The organism is Tenggerimyces flavus (genome assembly GCF_016907715.1).
In the GTDB taxonomy this organism is placed as follows: domain Bacteria; phylum Actinomycetota; class Actinomycetes; order Propionibacteriales; family Actinopolymorphaceae; genus Tenggerimyces; species Tenggerimyces flavus.
This window is the reverse complement of sequence record NZ_JAFBCM010000001.1, coordinates 2144780-2166876: the sequence shown is the minus strand read 5'-3', so window position 1 is coordinate 2166876 and position 22097 is coordinate 2144780. Positions and strand designations below refer to the sequence as shown.

The window sequence follows — 22097 nt, the reverse complement described above, 5'->3', positions numbered from 1 at the left end:
CGGTTGCCGGGAAGGCTAGCCTCGGGGCCATGGTTGATGCTCCGCGCCCGTCCGTGCTGCTCTCGATGGAACGCCGCCACCTGCCGCGGCTGTTCGACGACGCCGCGAGGGCGCGGCTCCGGCAGGTCGCGAAGGTCGACCTCGCCGACGAGGCGATCGTCGCCGACTTCCAAGCGCCGGGCGTCGCCGAACGGCTGAAGGACACCGAGATCCTCCTCACCGGTTGGGGAAGCCAGCCCGTCGACGAGGCCGTCCTCGCGCATGCTCCGAACCTCGAGGCGATCGTGCACTCCGCGGGTTCGGTCAAGGCCATCGTCACCGACGCGTGCTGGCAACGTGGCCTCGCGGTCTCGAACGCCGTCGCCGCCAACGCCGTACCGGTCGCGGAGTACACGGTCGCGATGATTGTCCTTGCGAACAAGCACGTTCTCCCGATCCGCGACGCCTACCGGACCCAGAACGCCAAGCAGGACTGGGCGATTACCTACCCGACCATCGGCAACTACGGTCAGGTCATCGGCATCGTCGGCGCGAGCCACGTCGGCCGCGAGGTGCTCCGGCTGCTCGCGAGCTACGACTTCGAGCTGCTGCTCTCCGACCCGACGCTCACCGCGGCCGAGGCGGAACGGCTGGGCGCCGAGCTCGTCGACCTCGACGAGCTGGTCACCCGTTCCGACGTCGTCAGCATCCACGCACCCGACCTCCCCGCGACATACCACCTGTTCGACCAGCGACGCCTCGCCAGGCTCAAGGACCAAGCCACGCTGATCAACACCGCGCGCGGCAGGCTGATCGACACCGCCGCGCTCACCGAGGAAGCGGCCACCGGGCGGCTGGACGTGATCCTCGACGTCACCGACCCCGAGCCGCTGCCGCCGGACTCGAAGCTGTTCCAGCTCCCGAACGTGTTCCTCACCCCCCACCTTGCCGGCTCCACCGGCGTGGAGGTACGCCGGATGGGCGAGCTCGCCGTCGCCGAGATCGAGCGATACGCCCGCGGCGAGCCGTTCGCCCACCCCGTCGACGGAAGCCGAATCGGCCAGCTCGCCTAGGAGGTACGGATGATCCGTGCAGTGCTCGTAGCTCTCGCGCTCGTTCTGTTCATCCCCACTCCCGCCCAGGCCGGCGGCCCGGTGCGGGTCGACTCGCTCGCCGAGCTCCAGCAGGCGATCGACGCCGCCCAGCCGGGCACCCGGATCGAGCTGGCCGACGGTACGTACGTTGCCGAAAGTCCGATCGCGATTTCCGGAAAGTCCGGCCTCACGATCACCGCCGCGAAGGTCGGGAAGGCGGAGATCACCGGGCCGCGCGGGTTCACGTTCAGCGGCTCGCACCACATCGTCCTGCGCGGCTTCAAGCTCACGACCACGCAGACGTTGCGCGTCCCGAGCACCTCCACGCACATCCGGATCACCCGCAACCACTTCGAGCTGACGACCGCGGCCGACGGCGACCACTGGCTCGGCGTGGACGGCGACGACGCGGAGATCGACCACAACACGTTCGCGAACAAGACCAACCTCGGCGTCTACCTGCCGATCTCGGGGCCGGACGGCAAGATCGCGCAGCGTACGTGGATCCACCACAACTACTTCTTCAACCACCAGTTCACCGGCGACAACGGCGGCGAGCCGATCCGGCTCGGGCTCAGCTCCAAGCAGCTGCTGACGGCGAACGCGGTCGTCGAGTACAACCTGTTCGACAAGGTCGACGGCGATCCCGAGGCGATCTCGGTGAAGTCGTCGGACAACGTGATCCGCTACAACACGATCATCCGGAGCGAGGGCTCGATCGTGCTGCGGCACGGCAACCGGAACCGCGTCGAGGGCAACCTGATGTTCGGCGGCCGGTCTGGCATCCGCTTCTACGGCAACGACCACGTGATCGTGAACAACCAGGTCTCGGGCAGCGCCGGCAGCGGGATCGTGATCGGCAGCGGCAGCGTGATCGACGACACGACGAGTACGGGCAACGACCGCCCGGACCGGGTGCTGATCGCGTTCAACACGCTGGTCGGCAACGCCGTTTCCATCACCGGCGAGGGCAACCGGCCGTTCGAGCCGCACGACTGCGTGGTCGCGAACAACGCGGTGGTGGGGTCCGGGGCTCAGCTCGTGACGATGCCTCGGGGTGAGGTCGGCTTCCGTTGGGAGGGCAACCTGCTGTCCGGCGCACCGGGCGGAGACCTGCCCGCGTCGGGCTTCCGGGCGTTGGATCCGAAACTTTCGGCTGATTCGTCCGGTATTTACCGGCCGAGCGGTCGCAGCCCGGCCGTGGACGCGGCGGTGGGCTCGTACCCGACGGTGACGCTGGACGTGGACCGGCTGGCGCGTACCGGCGCCAAGGACGTCAGCGCGGACGAGCGCCGGCCGGGTGGACCGCGGCGACACCCCCTGACGACGGCCGACGTCGGACCGCTCGCCCCTTAACCAGCGATTCCTGCGTAGTCTCGGGAGATGGGTAGAGGAGATCGACGCCGCGTGCGGTGGGTAAAGGAGCGGACCAAGGCCAAGCGACTTCGGGACCGTCGCAAGGCCGACGAGCGCGGCGCGACGCGTAAGGGTGACAGCAAGGCCTGACCTCTTACGCCGAGCGCGTAGAGCAGCGTGCCTGCGTTGTCGGTGGGTACGCGTATCCTGGTGCCCCAGAGCGGGCTTCGACACCAGGGGAGCGCAGCGGCGTGAGCGTAAGCGATCTCATCGACACCACCGAGATGTACCTCAAGACCGTCTTCGAGCTTGAGGAAGAGGGCATCGTCCCTCTGCGCGCACGCATCGCCGAGCGCCTGCACCAGTCGGGACCGACGGTGTCGCAGACGGTTGCGCGCATGGAGCGCGACGGACTGCTGACCGTCGAGGGCGACCGGCACCTCGAGCTGTCGCCCGAGGGGCGGACGCTGGCGATGCGCGTGATGCGGAAGCACCGGTTGGCCGAGCGGTTGCTGGTCGACGTGATCGGGTTGGACTGGGAGTTGGTGCACGCCGAGGCCTGTCGGTGGGAGCACGTGATCTCCGAGGACGTCGAGCGTCGGCTGGTCCAGGTGCTGGGGCATCCGACCGAGTCGCCGTACGGGGATCCGATCCCCGGGCTGGACGAGCTCGGCGAGGCTCAGGCCGAGAGTTTCATGGACGGCGTCGAACGGCTGGACAAGGTGCTGATCGACGTGGGGCGCGACGAGGCGAAGGTCGTGATCCGGCGGATCTCCGAGCCGTTGCAGACCGAGCCTGAGCTGCTCGAGGTGTTCCGGCTGGCTGGGGTTCTGCCTGGTCGTACGGTCACCGTGTCGTCGTCCGCCGGGCGGGTGACGCTGGCCGGGGGCGAGGGCAGCAACGCGGAGATCTCCGAGACCGACGCGGCACACGTGTTCGTCAAGCTGCCCTAGGGCAGCAGGCGGTACTCGTTGCTGATCCGGGCCAGTTCGCGGCGGCCCTCGTTCCCGAAGCTCGCCAGGGTCTCGAGCTCGGCGAACAGTTCCTCGTACGCCGACACGTCCACCTGCTCGGTGAACGGGACCGGCGTCGGCTTGGTCTCGACGACGACCGCGGACGTGTCGTACAGGCGGAACGCGTGCGAGCAGAACACCTCTGCCGCGCGCGTCCACGGGATCACGCCGACGCGGACGTTGGGGCGGCGCGAGGTCTCGATGATCCAGTCCAGCTGCTCGAACATCACCGTCGGGCTGCTCACCTGCCAGCGCAGCGCGCCCTCGGTCATGATCAGCACGAAGCTCTTGGCGGGCGACAATGAGCTCGACCCGGCCGCCTCCGACGAAGAGACGTCGGCCGGGTCGAGCCCGCCTGTGGTGAGGGCCTGCGCGTACGCGGCCGTCTGCAGTACATCCACCACCATGCCCGGCTGGAAGTCCCGCAGCAAGGTCGCGGCCGACTCCCATCTCCCGAGCCGCTGGCGCAGCTTGCCCGCGGCGCGCGGCAGAACGACCCGCGCCCGCTGGCTGTCCTCCCGTACCTCCGTGGCGGCCGCGACCAGCGCGACGCGCTCCGGCTCCGGCGCCGCGTAGACCTCGCACAGCTTGCGGACGTCGTCGACGGTCGGGAGGAGTTGGCAGGTCTCGATCTTGGACAACTTCGACTGGGACATGCCGGCCCGGCGGCCGGCCTCCGTCCCACCGAGGCCCGACCGGGTGCGTAGTCCGCGCAGCGTCTGGCTGAGGCGAACGTGCTCCTGGGCGGTGCGCGTGATCACCGGAACGCTTGACACCGCCCCTCAGCCTGCATCCGCACCGGCCGCTGCCGCGGGTGCAGGCGCGCGGCCCAGCGAGCCCCTTGGCGCTCGCCTTCGGAGCGCAGTCCGTTGTCGCCGTCGTCGTCGCGGAACGTCCAGCGCTCCGTCTCGTCCCTGAGCCCTGGGCAGAACCGGTCCTCCGGATACCCGCCACCGACCGCAGTGAGCATGTGCCACTTCCCCGTTGTTTCTCTGCTTACTGACCGCGATGATCATGACACGATTCGTAGTCGAATGGAATTCACGACACGCTTGTCATGATCAATTCCACTCAACCTGGAATCCGCTGAGGCGCGCGACTTCACCCACCAGAACGGGGTTCGGAGCGCGGTTTCCACGTCGCACAACCCCGCCCCAGTCGGTGAAGTCCGGCCAACTGGCGATGGGCGATGGGCGGCGGGCCGAGTGGTAGCGGGTGACCTGCGGGTGCCAGGTGGCGTGCGGGGCCCGGTGGCGCGCGGGGCCCGGTGGCGCGCGGGGCCCGGTGGCGCGCGGGTGCCCGGTGGCGCGCGGTGCCCGGTGGCGCGCGGTGCCCGGTGGCGCGCGGTGCCCGGTGGCGTGCGGGGCCAGGCGGCGACGGGCCTGTCCACAGGAGGCGCGACTTCACCCACCGGAACGGGGTTGGGAGCGCCATTGCCACGTTGCACAACCCCGGCCCAGTGGGTGAAGTGCGGCCAGCTGGGGATGGGCGGCGCGCGGCAGGGCGGCCAGAACGCCCGCGCCGCCTGTCCACAGGGGATGCGACTTCACCCACCGGAACGGGGCTCGGGGCACGGTTGCCACGCCGCACAACCCCGGCCCAGTAGGTGAAGTGCGGACAGCTGGGGATGGTGGTCGCGGAGGCGGGCGGAGGCGGGTGGCGGGTGGTCGCGACGGTGGCAGGTGGCGGGCCGCGGGGCGGCCGGAACGCCTGTGCTGCCTGCCCACAGGAGGTGCGACTTCACCCACCGGAACAGGGCTCGGGGCACGGTTGCCACGTTGCACAACCCCGGCTCGGTGGGTGAAGTGCGGACAGCTGGGGATGGGTGAGAGTGAGCATCGACCACACAGTTCCCTTAAGGAACGCACCGTGCTAGCGTCGAGGTCGACCAGTTCCCCTCAACGAAGTGGAGTGGAGCGATGAACCGCCCGCCTGTGGTGTCGCAAGAGGAATGGCAGACGGCCCGTGACTCCCTGCTGGTGAAGGAGAAGGAGCTCACTCACGCCCTGGATGCGCTGGCGGCAGAGCGGCGCCGGCTGCCGATGGTGCGGGTGCGAAGCGACTACCGGTTCACCGCGCCCGACGGGACGGACGTCGGCTGGGACGGGCTGTTCGCGGGCCGGCGGCAGCTGGTCGTCTACCACTTCATGCAGCACCCCGGCCAGGACTGGCTGTGCGGCGGCTGCACCTCGTTCACCGACAACCTCAGCACCTACACCCAGCCGCACCTCGAGGCCCGCGACACGCGCCTGATCCTACTGTCGCCCGCCCCGCGGAACGAGCTCGAGGCGGTCCGGCAGCGGATGGGCTGGACGGTGCCGTGGTACTCCGCGTACGGCAACGACCTCTACGCCGACCTCGGCCTGGGCGAGGGCTTCGGCCTGAGCGTCCTGCTGCGCGACGACTCGAGCGGGACCGAGGAGATCTTCCGGACCTACTACACGACCGGCCGCGGCGTCGACCGCCTCCGCCTCGACTTCAACCTCCTGGACCTGACCCCGTACGGCCGCCAGGAGGAGTGGGAGGACTCCCCCGCCGGCTGGCCGCAGGACCCGACCATGAGCAAGGTGGTCTCGCGGGAGGAGCTCGCGAACGCTTGAGGCCGTCAGCGCTGGCGGTCGGCCAGCACGGTCTCGGCGAGTACGGCGGCGTCGTACTGGACGAAGCCCAGCAGGCTCGACCCGATGTTCCGCTGCCACGGCCGGCCGATCGTGTAGAGGCCGGGTACGCCGTCGACCACGCCGTGTCGCTGGCGGAGCACGCCGCGGGCGTCCAGGGCCTCGGGTACGGCGACGAACGAGTCGTCGTGCCGGAACCCGGTCGCCCACACCACCGCGTCGACCTCGGCCGACGCGCCGTCCTCGAACTGGACCGCCGCCCCCTCCGCCGACACCAGGCGCGGGCGGAAGACGACGCCGCGGCTGACGAGGTCCTTCCGGCGGGTGCCGATCACCGTTCCATCGCCCGCCTTCATCCGCTGCCCCAGCCGCCCCTCGACCGGCGCGCGCATCACGCCGACCCGGGTCAGCCACCAGAAGATGTCGCGGCCGAGCAGCCGTTGCGGGATCGCGCGGTTCTGATGCCCTTCCGCGAGCGTGACCCGCCGGCCGGCGAGCGCCAGCTCGTCGGCGATCTGCATGCCGGAGTTCCCGCCGCCGACGATCAGCACCCGGTCGCCGGGCAGCTGCGACGGCTCGCGATAGGCGGAGGTGTGGACGGACGGGACGCCAACGGCCAGATCAGCGGGGACGTACGGGATCGCGTACGCACCGGTCGCGACCACCACCTGCGTCGCCGGCAGCCGTTCGCCGTCCGAAAGTTCCGCCGAGAAGCCGCCGTCCAGTCGGTTCAGCGACGTCACTCGGGCGTCGAAGCGGATCGGCAGCTCGGCGTGCTTGGCGTACTGCCCGAGATAGTCCGCCACCTCGGCCCGCCCGACATGCGTGTCGTCCGGCGCGGGGAACGGGAGCCCGGGCAGGCCGGAGTACTGGGCGGGCGTGAACAGCCGCAGCGAGTTCCACCGCGACCGCCACACGTGCCCGACCTCGGAGCCGGCGTCGACCAGCTGCGCGTCGAGCCCAAGCCGACGCAGGTGATATCCGACGGCCAACCCGGCCTGACCAGCACCAACAACGAGAACGTCCACCCCAACTCCTAGCTCCCCCGTGACGAAACAGCCATCACCGCGCACCAAGCATGCTGTCAGCCGGTGGCGCCGCGATGGCGCCGGATCACTCGAAATCCAGGGCGATCGCCGCGACCGTCCGATTGCCCTTGACGACCGCCGCGCCGCCCGCGAACTTCACCTTCGGGTCGACCAGCATCCGGCGGTGGGGCGGGCTGTCGAACCAGGTGTCGAGCATCGTCTTCACACTCCACCGCTTGCTGCCCGTGCCGGCGAACAGCGCCTCGTAGCCGCAGTGCTCGAACGTGCCCTCCCGGAGGTTCTTCGTCGCGCAGGCTTCGGCCTTGTCCGCCGTGGAGGCCCGGAACGTCACCGGCTTGAGGTCCAGGGCGGCACGGCGCTCGTTCAACTCGACGATCAGCTCCGACCGCCCGTAGACGGCAATGTCGGAACTAGGCTCGGGCTCCGGTTCGGGATCGGGCTCCGGCGGCTCCGGTGGAGGTGGCGGCTTCCGCGTCGGCGTCGGCGAAGGCTTGCGGGGCTTCTCCGGCGGCTTGGTGGTCGGAGCACTCCTGGTCTTCGTGGGAGTGGGGGTCACCGTACGAACGGGCGTCGCCGACGGAACGACCGACGGTATCGCTGACGCCGTCGGCGACAGGGAAGGACTCGCCTCCGGACTCTCGACCGACATCACCGGGCCGAGCGCACCCGAGTCGTCGGCGCCCCCGCAACCAGCCAGGAGAACGAGCGCGGCAACCGCCACAACAGCAAGCGGGCGTACGCACATGCGCCGCAACCTAGGCCCTGCGCGGGGGCCGGGCAACAGCCCGTTCTAGCCGCGAGAACGGATCTTTCGGGTGCTCTCCCGCAAAACGACCTCACCGCGGATCCGGATCAACCGGTCGCGGTCCGGCGGCTCGAGGTCCAGCGCCAGCTCCGCCGCCCGCATGCCCATCTCCTCCAACGGCAACCGCACCGTCGTCAACGGAGGAACGAGGTCGCGCAACGTCTCGATGTCGTCGAACCCCGCCATCGACAGATCCCCGGGAACGGACACACCCAACTCGCGACAAGCCGCCATCGCACCGACTGCCATCACGTCGTTCACCGCGAACACGCACGTCACGCCCAGCTTGCGCTCCAGCAGCTCGCGCGCCGCCTGATAGCCGCCGTCGCGCGTGAACGGACCCTCGATCACCGCTTCCGGATCCAGCGGCAGCCCCGCGTCGGAGAGCCCCGCCCGGAACCCCGACAGCCGGTCGCGCGCGGTAAGTATGGTGCGCGGTCCGGCCAGCACCCCGAAGCGACGATGCCCGAGCTCCGCCAACCGGGTCGCCAGTTCCCGCGCCCCGGCCCGGTTCTCCGGCAACACCGTGTCGGTCGGCAGCTTCTGCTGCGACACCGCCGCGACCCGTCCGCCACCGCGCCGGAACGCGGTGACCTCGGCCGACAGCCGTTCGGTCTGCTCTCGATCGGCGACCCGCGACCCGGCGAGGATCACCGCGCGAGCCCGCTGTGCGCGCATCATCGCGACGTACTGCACCTCGCGATTCGGATTGCGCGAGGTCGTCCCCAACGTGACGATCAGCCCTCGATCGTCCGCTACGCGCATGACGCCCGAGGCGATCGCGGAGAAGTACGGGTCGCCGATGTCGTGCACGATCAGCCCGACCGTGGAAGAGGTGCCTCGGGCCACGGCCTGCGCATGCAGGTTCGGCGTATAGCCGAGTGCCGAGGCGGCGTCGTGAACGAGCGTCCGCAACTCCTCGTTCACGCGTCGCGTACTGCCGTTCAGGACCCGGGACGCGGTTGCCAGCGAGACTCCCGCCCGGCGCGCGACATCGCCCAGCGTCACTACCTCGGGAGCGCTCATCGCGACCTCCCCTTCTCGTCGCGCGGTAAATTCTGGACCAACAGCGGACAGGGCGGTAAGTTTCCAACGGCTTGGTTGGCCGACCTCTATCGTGTCAAGCATGCCGTATAGGCAGCCGCAGCAGGGCCTAACGACGTCAGGAGGCGAGGCGTGTCACGCCTCGGTTAAGACTGCGCGATCCTGCGTGAACGGGCCTTGTTACGACCAACATCTCGCATTACGCTACGCCCACTCCGCACGCTGCGGACCACTCGAAGGCTCTCGGCACGGCGTCACGGGGTCAGCACGACGGATCTCGGGAGGACGTACCGACGGCCCAGTCCATCTTCACGACCCGTGACTGGGAATCGCGTATGGAGGCACGCCAATGAGCAGTATCGAACGCCGAGACTTCCTTCGCAGAGCGGCAATCCTCGGAGCCGCTGCGGGAGCACCGGCGACGCTGGCCGCATGTGCGACCGGTGGAGGCACCCCGCCGGCCTCGAACAACAACCCCACGCCGGCGGTCTCGGCGGATGAGAAGAACCCGTTCGGCGTCGACCCCAAGGCAGCACTCGACGTCGTCATCTTCAAGGGTGGCTTCTCCGACGAGTACGCGAAGTTCCACGAGTCCATGTACAAGAAGGCGTACCCGGACTCCGACGTCAAGCACACGGGCACCCAGGACATCACGCCGCAGCTGCAGCCGCGGTTCGTCCAGGGCAGCCCGCCGGACGTCATCGACAACTCCGGCGCGCAGGCGATGGACTACACGACGCTCGCCACACAGGGGCAGCTGACGGAGATCGGCGAGAGCTTCACCAGCGCTCCCTCGTTCGACTTCGAGGGCAAGACCATCGGCGACACGCTGATCGACGGCGCGCTCGTCCCGGCCGAGATCGAGGGCAAGGCGTACGGACTGCCGTACGCGCTGAACATCAACGGCCTCTGGCACGACGCCGCGCTGTTCGAGAAGAACGGCTGGGAACCGGCGAAGACCTGGGACGACCTGATGGCGCTCGGCGAGAAGACCAAGGCCGCGAAGATCCCGCTGTGGACGTACCAGGGGCAGTATCCGGGCTACATGGTCTCGGTGTTCTGGCCGATGGTGCAGAAGCTCGGCGGCAACGAGGTCCTGAAGAACGTCGACAACCTCGAGGACGGCGCCTGGTCGCAGGACGCGGTGAAGGTCGTCGCGGAGAAGTTCTTCGAGCTGAAGACCAAGGGCTACATCCTGCCGGGCACCGCCGGTCTCACCCACATCCAGTCGCAGGCGGCGTGGGCGCAGCACAAGGCCGCGATGATCCCCTGTGGCTCGTGGTTGAAGAGCGAGCTCGGGTCGCAGCTTCCGGCGGACTTCAAGATGGCGATCCAGCCGACGCCGTCGGTCGACGCGAGCGACAAGCTGCCGTACGACGCGGTGCCGTGGAGCCCGGGTGAGACGTTCATCGTTCCCTCCAAGGCGAAGAACGGTCCCGGTGGTCTGGAGTACCTGCGGATCATGCTCTCCAAGGAGGGCGCGCAGAAGTTCGCCGAGCTGACGTACACGCTCACCGTGGTGAACGGCGCGCACGACGACCAGGAGCTCGACAGCGTGCTCAAGTCGTCGCTCGAGGTGCACCAGGCGGCGCTGAAGGTCGAGCGGATCGACCCGGTGAAGTACTCCGGTTGGTACGTCTCGCTCAAGGACGAGGTCGAGGGCGCGATGGGCCAGCTGCTCACGGGCAACCTCGACGCGGCCGGCTTCATCGCGCGGGCGCAGAAGAAGGCCGACGCGGTCAAGAAGGACCCGAAGATCAAGAAGTTCCAACGCTGAAACACAATGAGGCCGTGGGCGACGTAAGGCTGCACCGGGCGGGACCGCAGGGACATCCCTGCGGTCCGCTCTGGCGCTTGGAGCAGACTTCGCCCACGGGCTGTCCATCGAACGGGAGTTGGGGGACATGAGCGAGGACCAGGTGTCGAGCCGGCTCGGTCGCAGGGGATTTCTCGGGTCGGCGGCGACACTAGGCGCGGTGGCAGGCAGCCCAGCGCTGCTGGCCGCGTGCGCGACCGGAGGTGGCGGTACGCCAACGGGCACGGAGAACAAGCCGACGCCAGCGGTGTCGGAGAGCGCGGACAACCCGTTCGGTGTCGACCCGAAGGCGCCCCTCGACGTGGTCATCTTCAAGGGTGGCTTCAGCGACGAGTACGCCAAGTACCACCAGACGATGTACAAGAAGCGCTTCCCCGACGCCGCGGTCAAGCACACCGGGACGCAGGACATCACCCCGCAGCTGCAGCCGCGCTTCGTGCAGGGCAGCCCACCGGACGTCGTCGACAACTCCGGTGCCCAGGCGCTCGACACCACGACGCTCGCCACGACGGGCCAGCTCACCGTCATCGACGACCGCTTCCTCGACGCGCCGTCCCTGGACTTCGAGGGCAAGAAGATCCGCGACACCCTGGTCGACGGGGCTCTGGACCAGCTCACCATCGAGGGCAAGGTGTACGGCCTTCCGTACGCCCTGAACATCAACGGCATCTGGCACAACGCCGCGCTGTTCGAGAAGAACGGCTGGGAACCGGCGAAGACCTGGGACGACCTGATGGCGCTCGGCGTCAAGACCAAGGCGGCCGACCTGCCGCTGTGGACGTACCAGGGTCAGTACCCCAACTACATGGTCACCGTGTTCGCCGCGATGGTCACCAAGCACGGCGGCAACGACGTGATGAAGAACATCGACAACCTCGAGGACGGGGCCTGGTCGCAGGACGCGGTGAAGGCGGTCGCGGAGGCGTTCTTCGAGCTGAAGTCCAAGGGCTACATCATGCGTGGCACCGCCAGCCTGACGCATGTCCAGGCACAGGCGCAGTGGGCGAGCGGCAAGGCCGCGATCATCCCCTGCGGCTCGTGGCTGAAGAGCGAGCTCGGGTCGCAGCTCCCGGCGGACTTCAAGATGGCGATCACGCCGACGCCGTCGCTCGATGCGGGCGACAAGCTCGGCTACGAGGCGATCCCGTACGGCACGACCGAGTCGTTCGTCGTTCCCAGCAAGGGAAAGAACGTCAATGGCGGCCTGGAGTACCTCCGCACCATGCTCTCCAAAGAGGCCGCGCAGAAGTTCGCCGAGCTCACCTACACGCTGACCGTGGTCAAGGGTGCGCACGACGACCAGGACGTCGACACCGTGCTGAAATCCTCGCTGGACGCGTACGACGCCGCGCAGGCAGCCGAACGCATCCAGCCCTGGAGATACACGGGCTGGTACGTGCCGATGAAGGACGACATCGAGGGCGCGATGGGCCAGCTGCTCACCGGCAATCTCGACGCCAACGGGTTCGTCGCGCGGGCGCAGAAGGTCGCGGACCGCGTCAAGAAAGACCCGAAGATCAAGAAGCTCTCGAGGTAAGGACGGTCGACGATGCGTAAGGGACGATGGCCGTTCATCATCACGTTCCTGACTCCGCCACTCGCCCTGTATCTGGTGTTCGTGCTTTCGCCGTTCATCCAGGGCGTGCAGATTTCTTTGACGGACTGGACGGGGTTGACTCCGACGTTCAACTACGTCGGCCTGCAGAACTACATCAGCCTTTTCCAGGACGCCGAGTGGTGGCACGCGGTCTCCAACAACGTGAAGTTGTTGATTGTCATTCCGATCGTGACACTCACGTTCTCGTTGGTCCTTGCCGCCTTGCTCACACGAGGCGGAACGGGCGGCGCCCGGTCCGGCCTGGCGGGTTCGAAGTTCTACCGAGTGGTCTATTTCTTCCCACAGGTGCTGCCGGTCGTGATCATCGCGATCATGTTCCAGTTCATCTACGCACCGCAGGGCGGACTGCTGGAGAAGTTCCTGAGCTGGATCGGGATCGACATGCTGTCGATCATCCCGAACGGACCACTCGGCAACCAGGGCATCATCTTGTGGGCGATCGCCTTCGTGGCGATCTGGGCCGGCGTCGGTTTCTTCATGGTGCTGTTCATCGCCGGCATGCAGCAGATCCCTCGGGAGCTGTTCGAGGCCGCGGCGATCGACGGCGCGAGCCGGACTCGGATGTTCTTCCATCTGACGTTGCCGTTGCTCTGGGGGCACGTACAGACGGCGATCGTCTTCATCGGCATCGGCACGCTGGACATGTTCGGTCTGCTGTCGGTCATGGCGCGGAACGGCCTGTCCGCCGACAGCGGCGCGGACGTGATGGCGACGCAGCTCTATCGCACCGCGTTCCAGGGCAACTCGCTGTTCGGCTACGCGTCGGCGATGGCGACGATGCTGTTGATCTTCTCCTTGATTCTCGCGGTCGTGACGTTCCGGATCACGCGACGCGAGAAGATCGAGTACTGAGTGACGGACGGAGATAGCCAATGACCACCATGCCGACCGCCGCTCCTCCGACGGAGCCGTCCGGCGAGCCACCGTCCGAGCCCGGTCTCGAGGCCGTGGGTACGCGCCGCTTCGGCGGCGCCCGCATCCTGTCCGACGGCGTTCCGCAGATCTTCCTGGTGGCTTGGGCGTTGCTCGTCCTGCTGCCGATGCTGTGGGTGCTGCTGTCGTCGTTCAAGAACAACACCGAGATCTTCTCGTCCCCGTTCGCGTTGCCGGCGAAGTGGCAGTTCGGCACGTACGCGCGGGCCTGGGAGACGGCGAACATCGACCAGTTCTTCCTCAACACCGTGATCGTCGTGGTGTTCGGTGTGCTGTTCACGTTGCTATTCTCGTCGATGGCGGCGTACGTTCTGGCGCGGTACGAGTTCCCGGGCAGCCGGATCGTCTACTACGTCTTCCTTGCTGGCATGACGTTCCCGCTGTTCCTGGCGATCGTTCCGCTGTTCAAGGTGACGCAGTCGCTAGGGCTGTTCCAGAACCTGCAGGGTCTGATCGTCGTGTACGTGGCGTTCTCGCTGCCGTTCTCGGTGTTCTTCCTGACGGCGTTCTTCCAGTCGTTGCCGAAGGAGCTGGCGGAGTCGGCGTTCATCGACGGGGCGGGACACTTCCGGACGTTCTTCCAGATCATGCTGCCTTTGGCCAAGCCTGGTTTGATTTCCATTGGTGTGTTCAACTTCCTCGGGCAGTGGAACCAGTACCTGCTCCCGGTGGTGTTGAACCCGCAGAAGGACGATCAGGGCTCCAACCTGCTGCTGACACAGGGGTTGGCGGACCTGGCGTTGAAGATGCGGTACGAGTCCAGCCCAACGTCGGTGGCGGAGATGTTCGCGGGCCTGATCATCGCGATGATCCCGGTACTCGCGGTCTACATCGTCTTCCAGCGCCGCGTGGAGGAAGGCCTCACCGCGGGCGCGCTGAAGTAGCTAGAGCTTCTTGACGTAGCGGTTGCAGGGCACCGGGAAGGTGCCCTGCTCCGTGACGGCGGGGTAGTCGAACGGGCCTTCGTCCTTCCAGCCTTGACGTTCGTAGAACCGCCGCGCTCTCGCGTTGCCGCCGGCGACGGCGAGCCAGGCCCGGTCGTGGCCGTTCGCTTTGACCTGGCGTTCGGCCTCTTCGAGCAGAGCGCTTGCGACGCCGGAGCCGCGGTGGGTGGTGTCGACGTACACCTGCTCGACCTCGTCTTGGACCACCATCACGAAGCCCGCTACGTTGCCGTCGACGGTCGCGACGGTGGTGTCGCCGACGCGGTCGGCGGCGCGGGTGTGGAACGTCTCCTCGGTACGGATCGCGACCAGCTCGTCGGGAACGTTGCCGAGGTGGCCGTCCTGCCAGCCGCGGTACCAGATGTCGGCCACTTCCTCGGCGTCGCCGTTGGTGGCTGGGCGCAGGTCCATGGCAGGGGAGCCTATTCGAAGGCGGACGGGTCGACGGTGATCCAGACGTGCTTGGCCCTTCCGAGCACGCGGCCGGTCTCGTCGTACAACGTCGACGCGGTGAAGAGCTTCCTGCCGTCCTCGTTCAGCATGCGGCCCATCACCACGCAGCGCTCGCCGGTGACGGGGAGCGCGTCGATCTGGGCGGTCATCCGGCCGAGGACGCACGGGCGGCCGGTGACGTCCGCGGTCCAGCCGCCGGAGCAGTCGAGCGCGGCCCAGACGACGGGCACCGACGGGCTGTCGCCTCGCGCGAACGCCTGGTGCGGCACCCACGTACACGCCGCGCGGCCGTCGCCAATCGGACCGGGCCGCAGGCACAGGCCGTCGCCGTCGGTGCGGCTCGTTCCGCAGCCGAAGCAGTAGGGGAACGGGTGCCCGGCGAGGCCGCCGTACCTCGCCTCCGCCTGCTTGGCCTCGACGAACGACACCGGGTCGATCGGGTCGTCCTCGAACGTCACCTGCCTCGACGTCGCGATCGTCGCCCCTGCCTCGGCTTCTGCCGATCTGAGCTCGCCGTCGACGACGTTCAGCGGGGTCTCCAGCGGCGGCGGCTGCCGCAGCGTCACCTCGACGGCCGCGCCCTCGGGGTGGGCGGTGGACGCGAGCAGGCCTGCCGAGTAGCCACCGTTCCCGCTCCGGCTGGGCCCGCGGAAGGTCGACTCGATCACCACGACGTTCATCTGCTCGATGCTGTCATTTCTCCCTCGCGCCTGGCCACCTCTGCGCGCCGTGGAGTTGTGGGATCTCCACAACTGGCCGGGTTTTCGTCCCCAGGCAGCTCTTTCGGGAAGTTCTCCACAGGTTGGCGCCGGCCCTCGCGGTGGCGTCGCTGACCAGCGAAGATCGAGGCATCGCGTTTTGCGATACCGGTTGGATAGGCGGGGGCGGGACCTCCAACCCGGGGTAGGGGGGCGGGTACCCACCTCGGTGGGCCGGCCGTTCGCGGAAGGGTCGCAGAGGTCGGCGTGGGGGGTGGGAGCGACGAGTTCGAGGGTGCGCTCTCACTTCACTGGAGGTGGGAGCGTCGACCGTTGCCGCCTATGCGAGCAGTTCCTGCAGGCAGGCTTGGGCCGCGGCCCGTCGGGTGGCTTGCCACTCTGCGCTCTTCTGCCAGTAGTAGTGGCTCTGCGTCTCGGGTGCCAGCGCAACGATGTCGAACGCGGTCAGTGCCAGGTGGACCTGGTTCCAGCTCGGCAGCGGCGCCGACCTGCGTTCGGCGTACGCCGTCCAGAGGTGCCGACGGAGGTCACCGTAGGAACGTTCGGCGGCCCAACTCGCGCTGTCCCACTGGCAGCACGTGAAGTCGACCAGGGGAGACAGCACACCTCCGAACCCCCAGTCGAGAATCCCGGCCAACGTCCCGGAGGCGTCGAGCAGCAGGTGGCGCTCGTAGAGGTCGCTGTGGGCAAGGACCGGGTCCATCGCGTCGACAGTTTCGAGGGCGTCGAGCAACGTCGTTCGCGCCGCCGGGCCGACGAGAGGTGCGACCTGCTCCGCAACGCCCAGGTCGCGGAGAGGGGTGTAGCACTCGGCTGCGGTCGGCGGCGCCGCCGGCGGTTCCGACCAGGGGTTGGCCCACAGGCGCGGTGGAACGCGCTCGAGACTGATGTCATGGCACGCCGCAAGGGCCGCGCCGAGCTGTCCCGCCACTGCTTCTAGACGTTCGGGCGACAGGTCGCCCGGCACGGAACCCCGGAGCCGAGTCACGGCAAAGAACGGGTACGGCGAGATCGCCGGGTCGTCCCAGCGGCCGAGCAGCCTCGAGACGAGCGGGTGGTCGACAGTCGCGTAGACGTCGCATTCGCGCTCGAGCTGCCCGACGATCGTGTGGTTGCGAGGAAACAGAAAGGCACGATCGTCGGCGAGCAGAACGTGCTTGGTGGCACCGTCGAACCGCGGCTCGATCGGCCCGGCTACCTCGCAGACCTCCCTGAATCGCTTGAGTTGCGTCGCAACGAGGACAGCGCCGACGGCTGTTTCGTCATCCATGTGCTGTCGTCTCCTGTCGACTGCCTGCGATGCGCGTCGATCGACAGCGTAGGCCCCTCGAATCGCGGGTCAGGCGAGGTAGGGAGCGACGAGCGCGAGGTAGCGCTCGCACATCGTGGACACCACCCGAGACGGATCGGCCGCCCAGACGTCGGCGTTGAAGATCTCCACCTCGACGTCCCCCGCGTACCCCGTCGCGGCCACGGCGGCGGTCATCGGGGCGAAGTCGATCACGCCGTCGCCCATCATGCCGCGGGCGAGCAGGTTGTCGGCCGGCATCGGGACGAGGAAGTCGCACACCTGGTACGTCAGGATCCGCTCCCCCGCTCGCGCGATCTCGGCCGCGACGTTCGGGTCCCACCACAGGTGGAACGTGTCGACGGCGACACCGACGTCGGGGAACGTCAGGGCCAGGTCGAGTGCCTGGGTGAGCGTCGAGAGGACGGCGCGGTCGGCGCAGTACATCGGGTGCAGCGGCTCGAGCGCGAGCCGCACCCCGCGCGACGCCGCGTACGGGACGAGCTCCGCCACCGCGTCGGCGACCCGCTGGCGCGCGCCGGCGAGGTCCTTCGACCCGGCGGGCAAACCTCCGACCACCAGCACCAGACAGGGTGCTCCCAGCTCCGCCGCTTCGTCGATCGCGAGCCGGTTGTCCGCGACCGCCGCCGTCCGTTCGTCGGGGTCGGAGGCGGTCAGGAAGCCGCCCCGGCAGAGCGACGAGACCCGCAGGCCGGCGTCCCGTACGAGCTTCGCCGCGGCTGCCACGCCGACGGCCTGGACGGGCTCGCGCCAGAGCCCGATCGCGGGGATGCCGGCACGGACGCAGCCGTCTACGGCCTCGGCGACCGACCAGCTGTTCGTGGTCTTCTGGTTGAGCGACAGCCGTTCCAACCCCTGCGTCACAGGGAAACCTCGGGAACGACCACGCGCCGCCCTTCGGCGTTCGACTGGATGCCGAGCTCGGCGAGCTGCACGCCGCGCGACGCGGCCAGGAAGTCGTGCTGGTACGGCGTGTCCTCGGCCACGTGCAGCAGGAACTCCTCCCACTGCGTCTTGAAGCCGTTGTCGAAGACCTGGTTGTCCGGAACGTCGAGCCACTGGTCGCGGAACCGCTCGGTCGCCGGCAGGTCCGGGTTCCAGACGGGCTTCGGCGTCGCTCCGCGATGCTGGATCCTGCAGTTGCGCAGGCCGGCGACCGCCGAGCCCTCGGTCCCGTCGACCTGGAACTCGACGAGCTCGTCGCGGTAGACGCGGACGGTCCACGACGAGTTGAATTGCGCGACCGCGCCGCCGGCGAGCTCGAAGATCGCGTACGCGGCGTCCTCGGCGGTGGCCTCGTACGGCTGACCGTTCTCGTCCCAGCGCCGCGGGTGGTGGACGAACGACCGGTTCGTCACGGCTTCGACGCGTCCGGCCAGGTGCTCGAGCACGTAGTTCCAGTGGCTGAACATGTCCAGAACGATGCCGCCGCCGTCTTCCGCGCGGTAGTTCCAGCTCGGCCGCTGCGCGGGCTGCCAGTCGCCCTCGTACACCCAGTAGCCGAACTCGCAGCGCACAGTGAGAATGCGGCCGAAGAAGCCGCCGTCCACCAGCCGCTTCAGCTTCCGCAAGCCAGGCAGGTAGATCTTGTCCATCACGGCGCCGTTCTTCACACCGGCCTCGCGCGCGGCGCGGGCGAGCTCGAGCGCGCCGGCGAACGAGTCCGACGTCGGCTTCTCGCAGTAGACGTGCTTGCCGGCGGCGATCGCCTTGAGCACGGCCTTCTCGCGGGCCTGCGTGGTCTGGGCGTCGAAGTAGATCTCCGCGGACGAGTCGGACAGAGCGTTGTCCAGGTCGGTCGTCCACGCGGTGAGCCCATGCCGGGCGGCGATGTCGGCGAGCTTCTGCTCCGAGCGGCCGACCAGGACGGGCTCGGGAACGAGCCGCGAACCGTCCTTCAGCTCCAAGCCGCCCTGCTCGCGGATGGCCAGAATGGAACGGACCAGATGCTGGTTGTAGCCCATCCGCCCGGTCACGCCGTTCATGACGACCCCGATGTGCCGCGTGGTCATGAATTCCCCTCTAGCCGCCGTCACCCCTGACGTGGGATGGAAAACGCTTTCCAGCCTAGCGGCGGGGTTTGCGACTAGCAAGCCGGCCTCCGGCGGCGGCCAAGGTGGTCAGATGTTTCCGCCGCGTTGCCTCAGCGGTCCTCCGCAAAGCGACAGCTGGCCGACGCCGAGTTCCGGTAATGATCCGATAACCGTGCCGGATCTGGCCGATCCTCTCGGCCGACGTCCTGAAAGTTTCGGAGCCTGAGCCTCTCTAGCCTCGATCTTTCGTCCGCGGCTGGTTCGCCCTGTCCGGCCCCGCCCTGGGGCCAATGATCATGTAAACATGATCAGCGGCCGCTTTACGTGGGGTGGGCGCCAGGTAAAGAGGCCATTGGCCGTGTAAGGCGCGCACCAACACCTGAAACCCCGAGGCTAGGCGCCCAGTACTCCGAGTAGGCGGGTGACCTCGGTGGCCACGGCGTCGCGGCCGGGCGCCAGGTACTTCCTGGTGTCGACGACCTTGGGGTTCGCGTCGAGATACGCGCGGACCGCTCCGGTGAACGCCTGGTTCAACGCCGTCGCGATGTTGACCTTCGTCATGCCCGCTTTCACAGCTCGCGTCAGATCCTCGTCGGGCACTCCCGACGAGCCGTGCAGCACGAGCGGTACGGAGACGGTCTCGCGATGACGGGTGATGAGGTCGAGATCCAGCGCCGCGGTCTTCTCCAGCATCGCGTGCGACGTCCCGACCGCGATCGCCAACGCGTCGATGCCCGTGGCCTGGACGAACGCCTCGGCCTCGTCCGGGTCCGTACGTGCTCCGGGCGCGTGAACGCCGTCCTTGCCGCCGACCTCGCCGAGCTCGGCCTCGACGAAAACTCCACGCTCGTGGCAGAAACTCACCACTTCGCGCGTCAAGGCCACATTGTCGTCGTACGGCAACGCCGAGCCGTCGAACATGACCGAACCGAAGCCGAGCTCCGCGGCTTCGTGTACGAGCTCGACCTTCGTCGCATGGTCGAGGTGCACGGCGACAGGAACGGAGCCGCGACGCGCGACGGCCAAGGTGGCAAGGGCGATCGGCTCCAACGTGCCGTGATACTTCACCGCGTTCTCGCTGACCTGCAGGATGACGGGCGCACCGGCAGCCTCGGCGCCGGCGACGAGCGCGGTGGCGTGCTCGAGCTGGATCACGTTGAACGCACCGACGCCGCGGCCGGCCGCCGCGGCCGAGCGCACGATGTCCCCGGTGGGCGTGAGCGGCATCTCAGCGCAGCCCTTCCTCGTAGACGAACTCCCCACGCTGCATGACCGCGACCCGGTTCAGCGCCGGGTCGAGGATCACCAGGTCCGCGCGCAGCCCGTCGCGCAACGCACCCACGTCGGAGAACCCGAAGACCCGCGCGGGCGTCGTCGCCGCGCACTTCGCGGCGTCGACCAGGGACAGACCGACCTTCTGCACCGCGAACCGGAACGCCGCGTCCATCGTCAGCGTGCTGCCCGCGATCGTGTTCTGCTCCGGCAGCATCACCAGCCCGCCCTCGACGACCACCGTGCGACCGCCGAGGTCGTACGTGCCGTCACTCATCCCCGCCGCGGTCATCGCGTCGGTCACCAGCGCGACGCGATCCGGGCCGGCAGCGTTGACCGCGACCGCGATCACGCCGTGGTGCAGGTGGTGCCCGTCGGCGATCAGCTCGACCGTCGCGCGCGGGTCCTCCAGCAGCGCGACGACCGGACCGGGCTTGCGGTGGTGGACGGGCGGCATCCCGTTGAACAGGTGCGTCGCCACCGTCGCGCCCGCGTCGATCGCCTCGCGGACGACCTCGTACGAGGCGTCGCTGTGCCCGACCGCCACGACCGCGTCGGCATCGATCACCTGGCGCACGGCGTCCATCCCGCCGGGCAGCTCGGGCGCGAGTGTGACCATGCGTACGTGGCCGCCGCCGAGCTTCAACATCCGGCCGACCTCGTCGCGGGTCGGCGGGCGCACGATGTTGGGGTCATGCGCGCCGCGGCGTTCGACCGAGATCCACGGGCCCTCGAGGTGGATGCCGGCGACGAGCCCGTCCTTCGCGACGTCGACCAGCGCGCCGAGCTGCCGTTCGAGCACATCGCCGGGTGCGGTGACGAGGCTCGCGATCGTGGTCGTGGTGCCGTGCGAACGATGGAACAGAGCGGCCCGCGCGGCCTTCTCCGGGTCGCCGTCCGGGTACGACGTACCGCCGCCGCCGTGGGTGTGGATGTCGACGAAGCCGGGCACGACGACCTTGCCCGCGAGGTCGACGTCAACGGCGCCTTGCGGCTGCCCTTCGCCGAGCCCGGTGATGCGGTCTCCGGACACCTCGATCCAGCCCGGCTCGAGCACGCCGTCCGGCGTGACGATCTTGCCGTTCGCGAACACAGTCATGCTCCCCCCGATCGTGATACTGCCACCGTTCGCCACGCCAGCAGCGCGGCTCCGAGGCAGCCCGCCTGGTCGCCGAGCGATGCCCGGACGACGCGCGGACGCCGTTGAAACGAGAGGGACTTGTCCAAGGCGGTGCGGACCGGATCCATCAGCAGGTCCTGCGCTTCGGCGAGCCCGCCGCCGAGTACGACGATCTCCGGACCGAGCATCGTCACGCACATGGTGAGGACGCGAACGAGAGCGTCGACGCCCTCGTCCCAGACCTGGATGGCGATCTCGTCGCCCGCGCGTACGCGGTCGGCCACCTCCGCGGCGCCGGCGACCTGCGTGCCGGAGCGCTGCGAGTACCTGCGCGCGATCGCGGCGGCCGAGGCGACCCGTTCGAGGCAGCCTCGCTGGCCACACGGGCACTGTTCGCCGCCGGGCTCAACGACGACATGCCCGGCCTCGCCCGCGTACCCACCGGCCGACAGCGTGTTGCCGTCGACGATGCAGCAGGCGGCGATGCCGGTGCCGAGCGCGAGGAACAGCGAGTTCCGCGCACCCGCCGCCGCGCCCATCGTGCTCTCGGCGAGCCCGCCGCCGCGGACGTCGTGGCTGAGCGCGACCGGCACGCCGAGCCGCTCCGACACGATCTGGACGAGCGGCGCGTCGTGCCACCCGATGTTCGCCGCGTTGACGGCGACACCGCGTACCTCGTCGACCACGCCGGGCACGACGAGACCGGCCGCCACCGGCGTGTTCAGGCCGAGTCCGGTGGCCTGCGCCGAGACCTCTTCGAGCGCGTCTCCGATGGCCCGGACGACCGCGTCGGGCCCGTCGGGCACCGGCGTGGGGTACGTGCGCTGGAACCGTACGGTGCGCGAGGCATCGACCAGCGCACCCTTCATCGACGTACCGCCGACGTCGAGGGCGACGACGCAGTCAGCCACTGGCGATCCTT

21 protein-coding genes are annotated in these 22097 nt (G+C 68.7%); 8 read left to right on the top strand and 13 right to left on the bottom strand.

Annotated elements, in window-relative coordinates; genetic code table 11:
- The first annotated feature begins 29 nt into the window (after nt 1-29).
- From JOD67_RS09985 to JOD67_RS09975, 3 genes are all read left to right on the top strand, one after another.
- Nucleotides 30-1052, top strand: coding sequence for a hydroxyacid dehydrogenase (locus JOD67_RS09985; protein ID WP_205117149.1), 1023 nt, complete (start codon nt 30-32; stop codon nt 1050-1052).
- A 9-nt stretch (nt 1053-1061) separates the two neighbouring features.
- Nucleotides 1062-2429: a polysaccharide lyase 6 family protein gene (locus tag JOD67_RS09980; protein WP_205117148.1), complete on the top strand. Its 1368-nt coding sequence runs from the start codon at nt 1062-1064 to the stop codon at nt 2427-2429.
- 251 nt (nt 2430-2680) lie between these two features.
- The gene (locus tag JOD67_RS09975) at nt 2681-3382 is read left to right on the top strand and encodes an iron-dependent transcriptional repressor DtxR (RefSeq protein ID WP_205117147.1); all 702 of its coding nucleotides are present in this window, start codon (nt 2681-2683) and stop codon (nt 3380-3382) included.
- Here the strand turns inward: JOD67_RS09975 and JOD67_RS41820 are convergent.
- Entirely contained in the window at nt 3379-4218 is an 840-nt protein-coding gene (locus JOD67_RS41820) for a helix-turn-helix domain-containing protein (protein WP_205117146.1), read from the bottom strand. The genes JOD67_RS09975 and JOD67_RS41820 overlap by 4 nt on opposite strands.
- Entirely contained in the window at nt 4200-4412 is a 213-nt protein-coding gene (locus JOD67_RS09965; RefSeq protein ID WP_205117145.1) for a hypothetical protein, read from the bottom strand. Before JOD67_RS09965 ends, JOD67_RS41820 begins: the two co-directional genes overlap by 19 nt.
- 949 nt (nt 4413-5361) lie before the next feature.
- Between JOD67_RS09965 and JOD67_RS09960 the strand changes: the two genes are divergently transcribed.
- Complete coding sequence (locus JOD67_RS09960; RefSeq protein WP_205117144.1) at nt 5362-6042, top strand: DUF899 domain-containing protein; 681 nt, start codon at nt 5362-5364, stop codon at nt 6040-6042.
- Nucleotides 6043-6047: 5 nt separating this feature from the next.
- Here the strand turns inward: JOD67_RS09960 and JOD67_RS09955 are convergent, their stop codons facing one another.
- The 3 genes from JOD67_RS09955 to JOD67_RS09945 form a co-directional block, all read right to left on the bottom strand.
- Nucleotides 6048-7088, bottom strand: coding sequence for a flavin-containing monooxygenase (locus tag JOD67_RS09955; protein ID WP_205117143.1), 1041 nt, complete (start codon nt 7086-7088; stop codon nt 6048-6050).
- A gap of 85 nt (nt 7089-7173) precedes the next feature.
- Entirely contained in the window at nt 7174-7854 is a 681-nt protein-coding gene (locus tag JOD67_RS09950; RefSeq protein WP_205117142.1) for a CAP domain-containing protein, read from the bottom strand.
- Between the two features lie 45 nt (nt 7855-7899).
- Complete coding sequence (locus JOD67_RS09945; protein WP_239553792.1) at nt 7900-8940, bottom strand: LacI family DNA-binding transcriptional regulator; 1041 nt, start codon at nt 8938-8940, stop codon at nt 7900-7902.
- A gap of 367 nt (nt 8941-9307) precedes the next feature.
- Here JOD67_RS09945 and ngcE (JOD67_RS09940) point away from each other — a divergent pair, with 367 nt between their 5' ends.
- The 4 genes from ngcE (JOD67_RS09940) to JOD67_RS09925 all read left to right on the top strand — a co-directional run bounded on the left by ngcE (JOD67_RS09940) (nt 9308) and on the right by JOD67_RS09925 (nt 14209).
- Nucleotides 9308-10735 carry an N-acetylglucosamine/diacetylchitobiose ABC transporter substrate-binding protein gene (ngcE, locus tag JOD67_RS09940; RefSeq protein WP_205117141.1) on the top strand — a complete coding sequence of 476 codons (1428 nt, stop codon included), beginning with the start codon at nt 9308-9310 and terminating at the stop codon, nt 10733-10735.
- A gap of 127 nt (nt 10736-10862) precedes the next feature.
- The gene (gene ngcE / locus JOD67_RS09935) at nt 10863-12311 is read left to right on the top strand and encodes an N-acetylglucosamine/diacetylchitobiose ABC transporter substrate-binding protein (protein WP_205117140.1); all 1449 of its coding nucleotides are present in this window, start codon (nt 10863-10865) and stop codon (nt 12309-12311) included.
- Between the two features lie 12 nt (nt 12312-12323).
- Entirely contained in the window at nt 12324-13244 is a 921-nt protein-coding gene (locus JOD67_RS09930) for a carbohydrate ABC transporter permease (RefSeq protein WP_205117139.1), read from the top strand.
- Nucleotides 13245-13264: 20 nt separating this feature from the next.
- The gene (locus JOD67_RS09925; protein WP_239553791.1) at nt 13265-14209 is read left to right on the top strand and encodes a carbohydrate ABC transporter permease; all 945 of its coding nucleotides are present in this window, start codon (nt 13265-13267) and stop codon (nt 14207-14209) included.
- On the opposite strand, the gene JOD67_RS09920 is transcribed toward JOD67_RS09925, so the two are convergent.
- From JOD67_RS09920 to JOD67_RS09885, 8 genes are all read right to left on the bottom strand, one after another.
- A complete protein-coding gene (locus tag JOD67_RS09920) occupies nt 14210-14680 on the bottom strand; it encodes a GNAT family N-acetyltransferase (RefSeq protein ID WP_205117138.1) in 471 nt (156 codons plus the stop codon). It lies immediately after the preceding gene.
- 11 nt (nt 14681-14691) lie between these two features.
- A complete protein-coding gene (locus tag JOD67_RS09915; protein WP_205117137.1) occupies nt 14692-15402 on the bottom strand; it encodes a hypothetical protein in 711 nt (236 codons plus the stop codon).
- Between the two features lie 358 nt (nt 15403-15760).
- A complete protein-coding gene (locus tag JOD67_RS09910; RefSeq protein WP_205117136.1) occupies nt 15761-16711 on the bottom strand; it encodes a phosphotransferase family protein in 951 nt (316 codons plus the stop codon).
- A gap of 69 nt (nt 16712-16780) precedes the next feature.
- Complete coding sequence (locus JOD67_RS09905; RefSeq protein WP_307782339.1) at nt 16781-17614, bottom strand: sugar phosphate isomerase/epimerase family protein; 834 nt, start codon at nt 17612-17614, stop codon at nt 16781-16783.
- Nucleotides 17611-18762, bottom strand: coding sequence for a Gfo/Idh/MocA family protein (locus JOD67_RS09900; protein ID WP_205117135.1), 1152 nt, complete (start codon nt 18760-18762; stop codon nt 17611-17613). Before JOD67_RS09900 ends, JOD67_RS09905 begins: the two co-directional genes overlap by 4 nt.
- A 414-nt stretch (nt 18763-19176) precedes the next feature.
- On the bottom strand, nt 19177-20010 hold the full coding sequence (locus JOD67_RS09895) for a class II fructose-bisphosphate aldolase (protein ID WP_205117134.1): 834 nt from the start codon (nt 20008-20010) through the stop codon (nt 19177-19179).
- Nucleotide 20011: 1 nt separating this feature from the next.
- On the bottom strand, nt 20012-21154 hold the full coding sequence (gene nagA / locus JOD67_RS09890; protein ID WP_205117133.1) for an N-acetylglucosamine-6-phosphate deacetylase: 1143 nt from the start codon (nt 21152-21154) through the stop codon (nt 20012-20014).
- On the bottom strand, nt 21151-22086 hold the full coding sequence (locus JOD67_RS09885) for an ROK family protein (protein ID WP_307782338.1): 936 nt from the start codon (nt 22084-22086) through the stop codon (nt 21151-21153). Before JOD67_RS09885 ends, nagA begins: the two co-directional genes overlap by 4 nt.
- Nucleotides 22087-22097: the final 11 nt, after the last annotated feature.

What these genes read in the sequence shown, in the direction of transcription:
- JOD67_RS09980 (WP_205117148.1), top strand. Translation starts at nt 1,062, where the DNA reads ATGATCCGTGCAGTGCTCGTAGCTCTCGCGCTCGTTCTGTTCATCCCC.
- nagA (WP_205117133.1), bottom strand. Translation starts at nt 21,154, where the DNA reads ATGACTGTGTTCGCGAACGGCAAGATCGTCACGCCGGACGGCGTGCTC.
- JOD67_RS09925 (WP_239553791.1), top strand. Translation starts at nt 13,265, where the DNA reads ATGACCACCATGCCGACCGCCGCTCCTCCGACGGAGCCGTCCGGCGAG.
- ngcE (WP_205117140.1), top strand. Translation starts at nt 10,863, where the DNA reads ATGAGCGAGGACCAGGTGTCGAGCCGGCTCGGTCGCAGGGGATTTCTC.
- JOD67_RS09915 (WP_205117137.1), bottom strand. Translation starts at nt 15,402, where the DNA reads ATGAACGTCGTGGTGATCGAGTCGACCTTCCGCGGGCCCAGCCGGAGC.
- JOD67_RS09900 (WP_205117135.1), bottom strand. Translation starts at nt 18,762, where the DNA reads ATGACCACGCGGCACATCGGGGTCGTCATGAACGGCGTGACCGGGCGG.
- JOD67_RS09950 (WP_205117142.1), bottom strand. Translation starts at nt 7,854, where the DNA reads ATGTGCGTACGCCCGCTTGCTGTTGTGGCGGTTGCCGCGCTCGTTCTC.
- JOD67_RS09910 (WP_205117136.1), bottom strand. Translation starts at nt 16,711, where the DNA reads ATGGATGACGAAACAGCCGTCGGCGCTGTCCTCGTTGCGACGCAACTC.
- JOD67_RS09985 (WP_205117149.1), top strand. Translation starts at nt 30, where the DNA reads ATGGTTGATGCTCCGCGCCCGTCCGTGCTGCTCTCGATGGAACGCCGC.
- JOD67_RS09965 (WP_205117145.1), bottom strand. Translation starts at nt 4,412, where the DNA reads ATGCTCACTGCGGTCGGTGGCGGGTATCCGGAGGACCGGTTCTGCCCA.
- JOD67_RS09930 (WP_205117139.1), top strand. Translation starts at nt 12,324, where the DNA reads ATGCGTAAGGGACGATGGCCGTTCATCATCACGTTCCTGACTCCGCCA.
- JOD67_RS09895 (WP_205117134.1), bottom strand. Translation starts at nt 20,010, where the DNA reads ATGCCGCTCACGCCCACCGGGGACATCGTGCGCTCGGCCGCGGCGGCC.
- ngcE (WP_205117141.1), top strand. Translation starts at nt 9,308, where the DNA reads ATGAGCAGTATCGAACGCCGAGACTTCCTTCGCAGAGCGGCAATCCTC.
- JOD67_RS09945 (WP_239553792.1), bottom strand. Translation starts at nt 8,940, where the DNA reads ATGAGCGCTCCCGAGGTAGTGACGCTGGGCGATGTCGCGCGCCGGGCG.
- JOD67_RS09920 (WP_205117138.1), bottom strand. Translation starts at nt 14,680, where the DNA reads ATGGACCTGCGCCCAGCCACCAACGGCGACGCCGAGGAAGTGGCCGAC.
- JOD67_RS09960 (WP_205117144.1), top strand. Translation starts at nt 5,362, where the DNA reads ATGAACCGCCCGCCTGTGGTGTCGCAAGAGGAATGGCAGACGGCCCGT.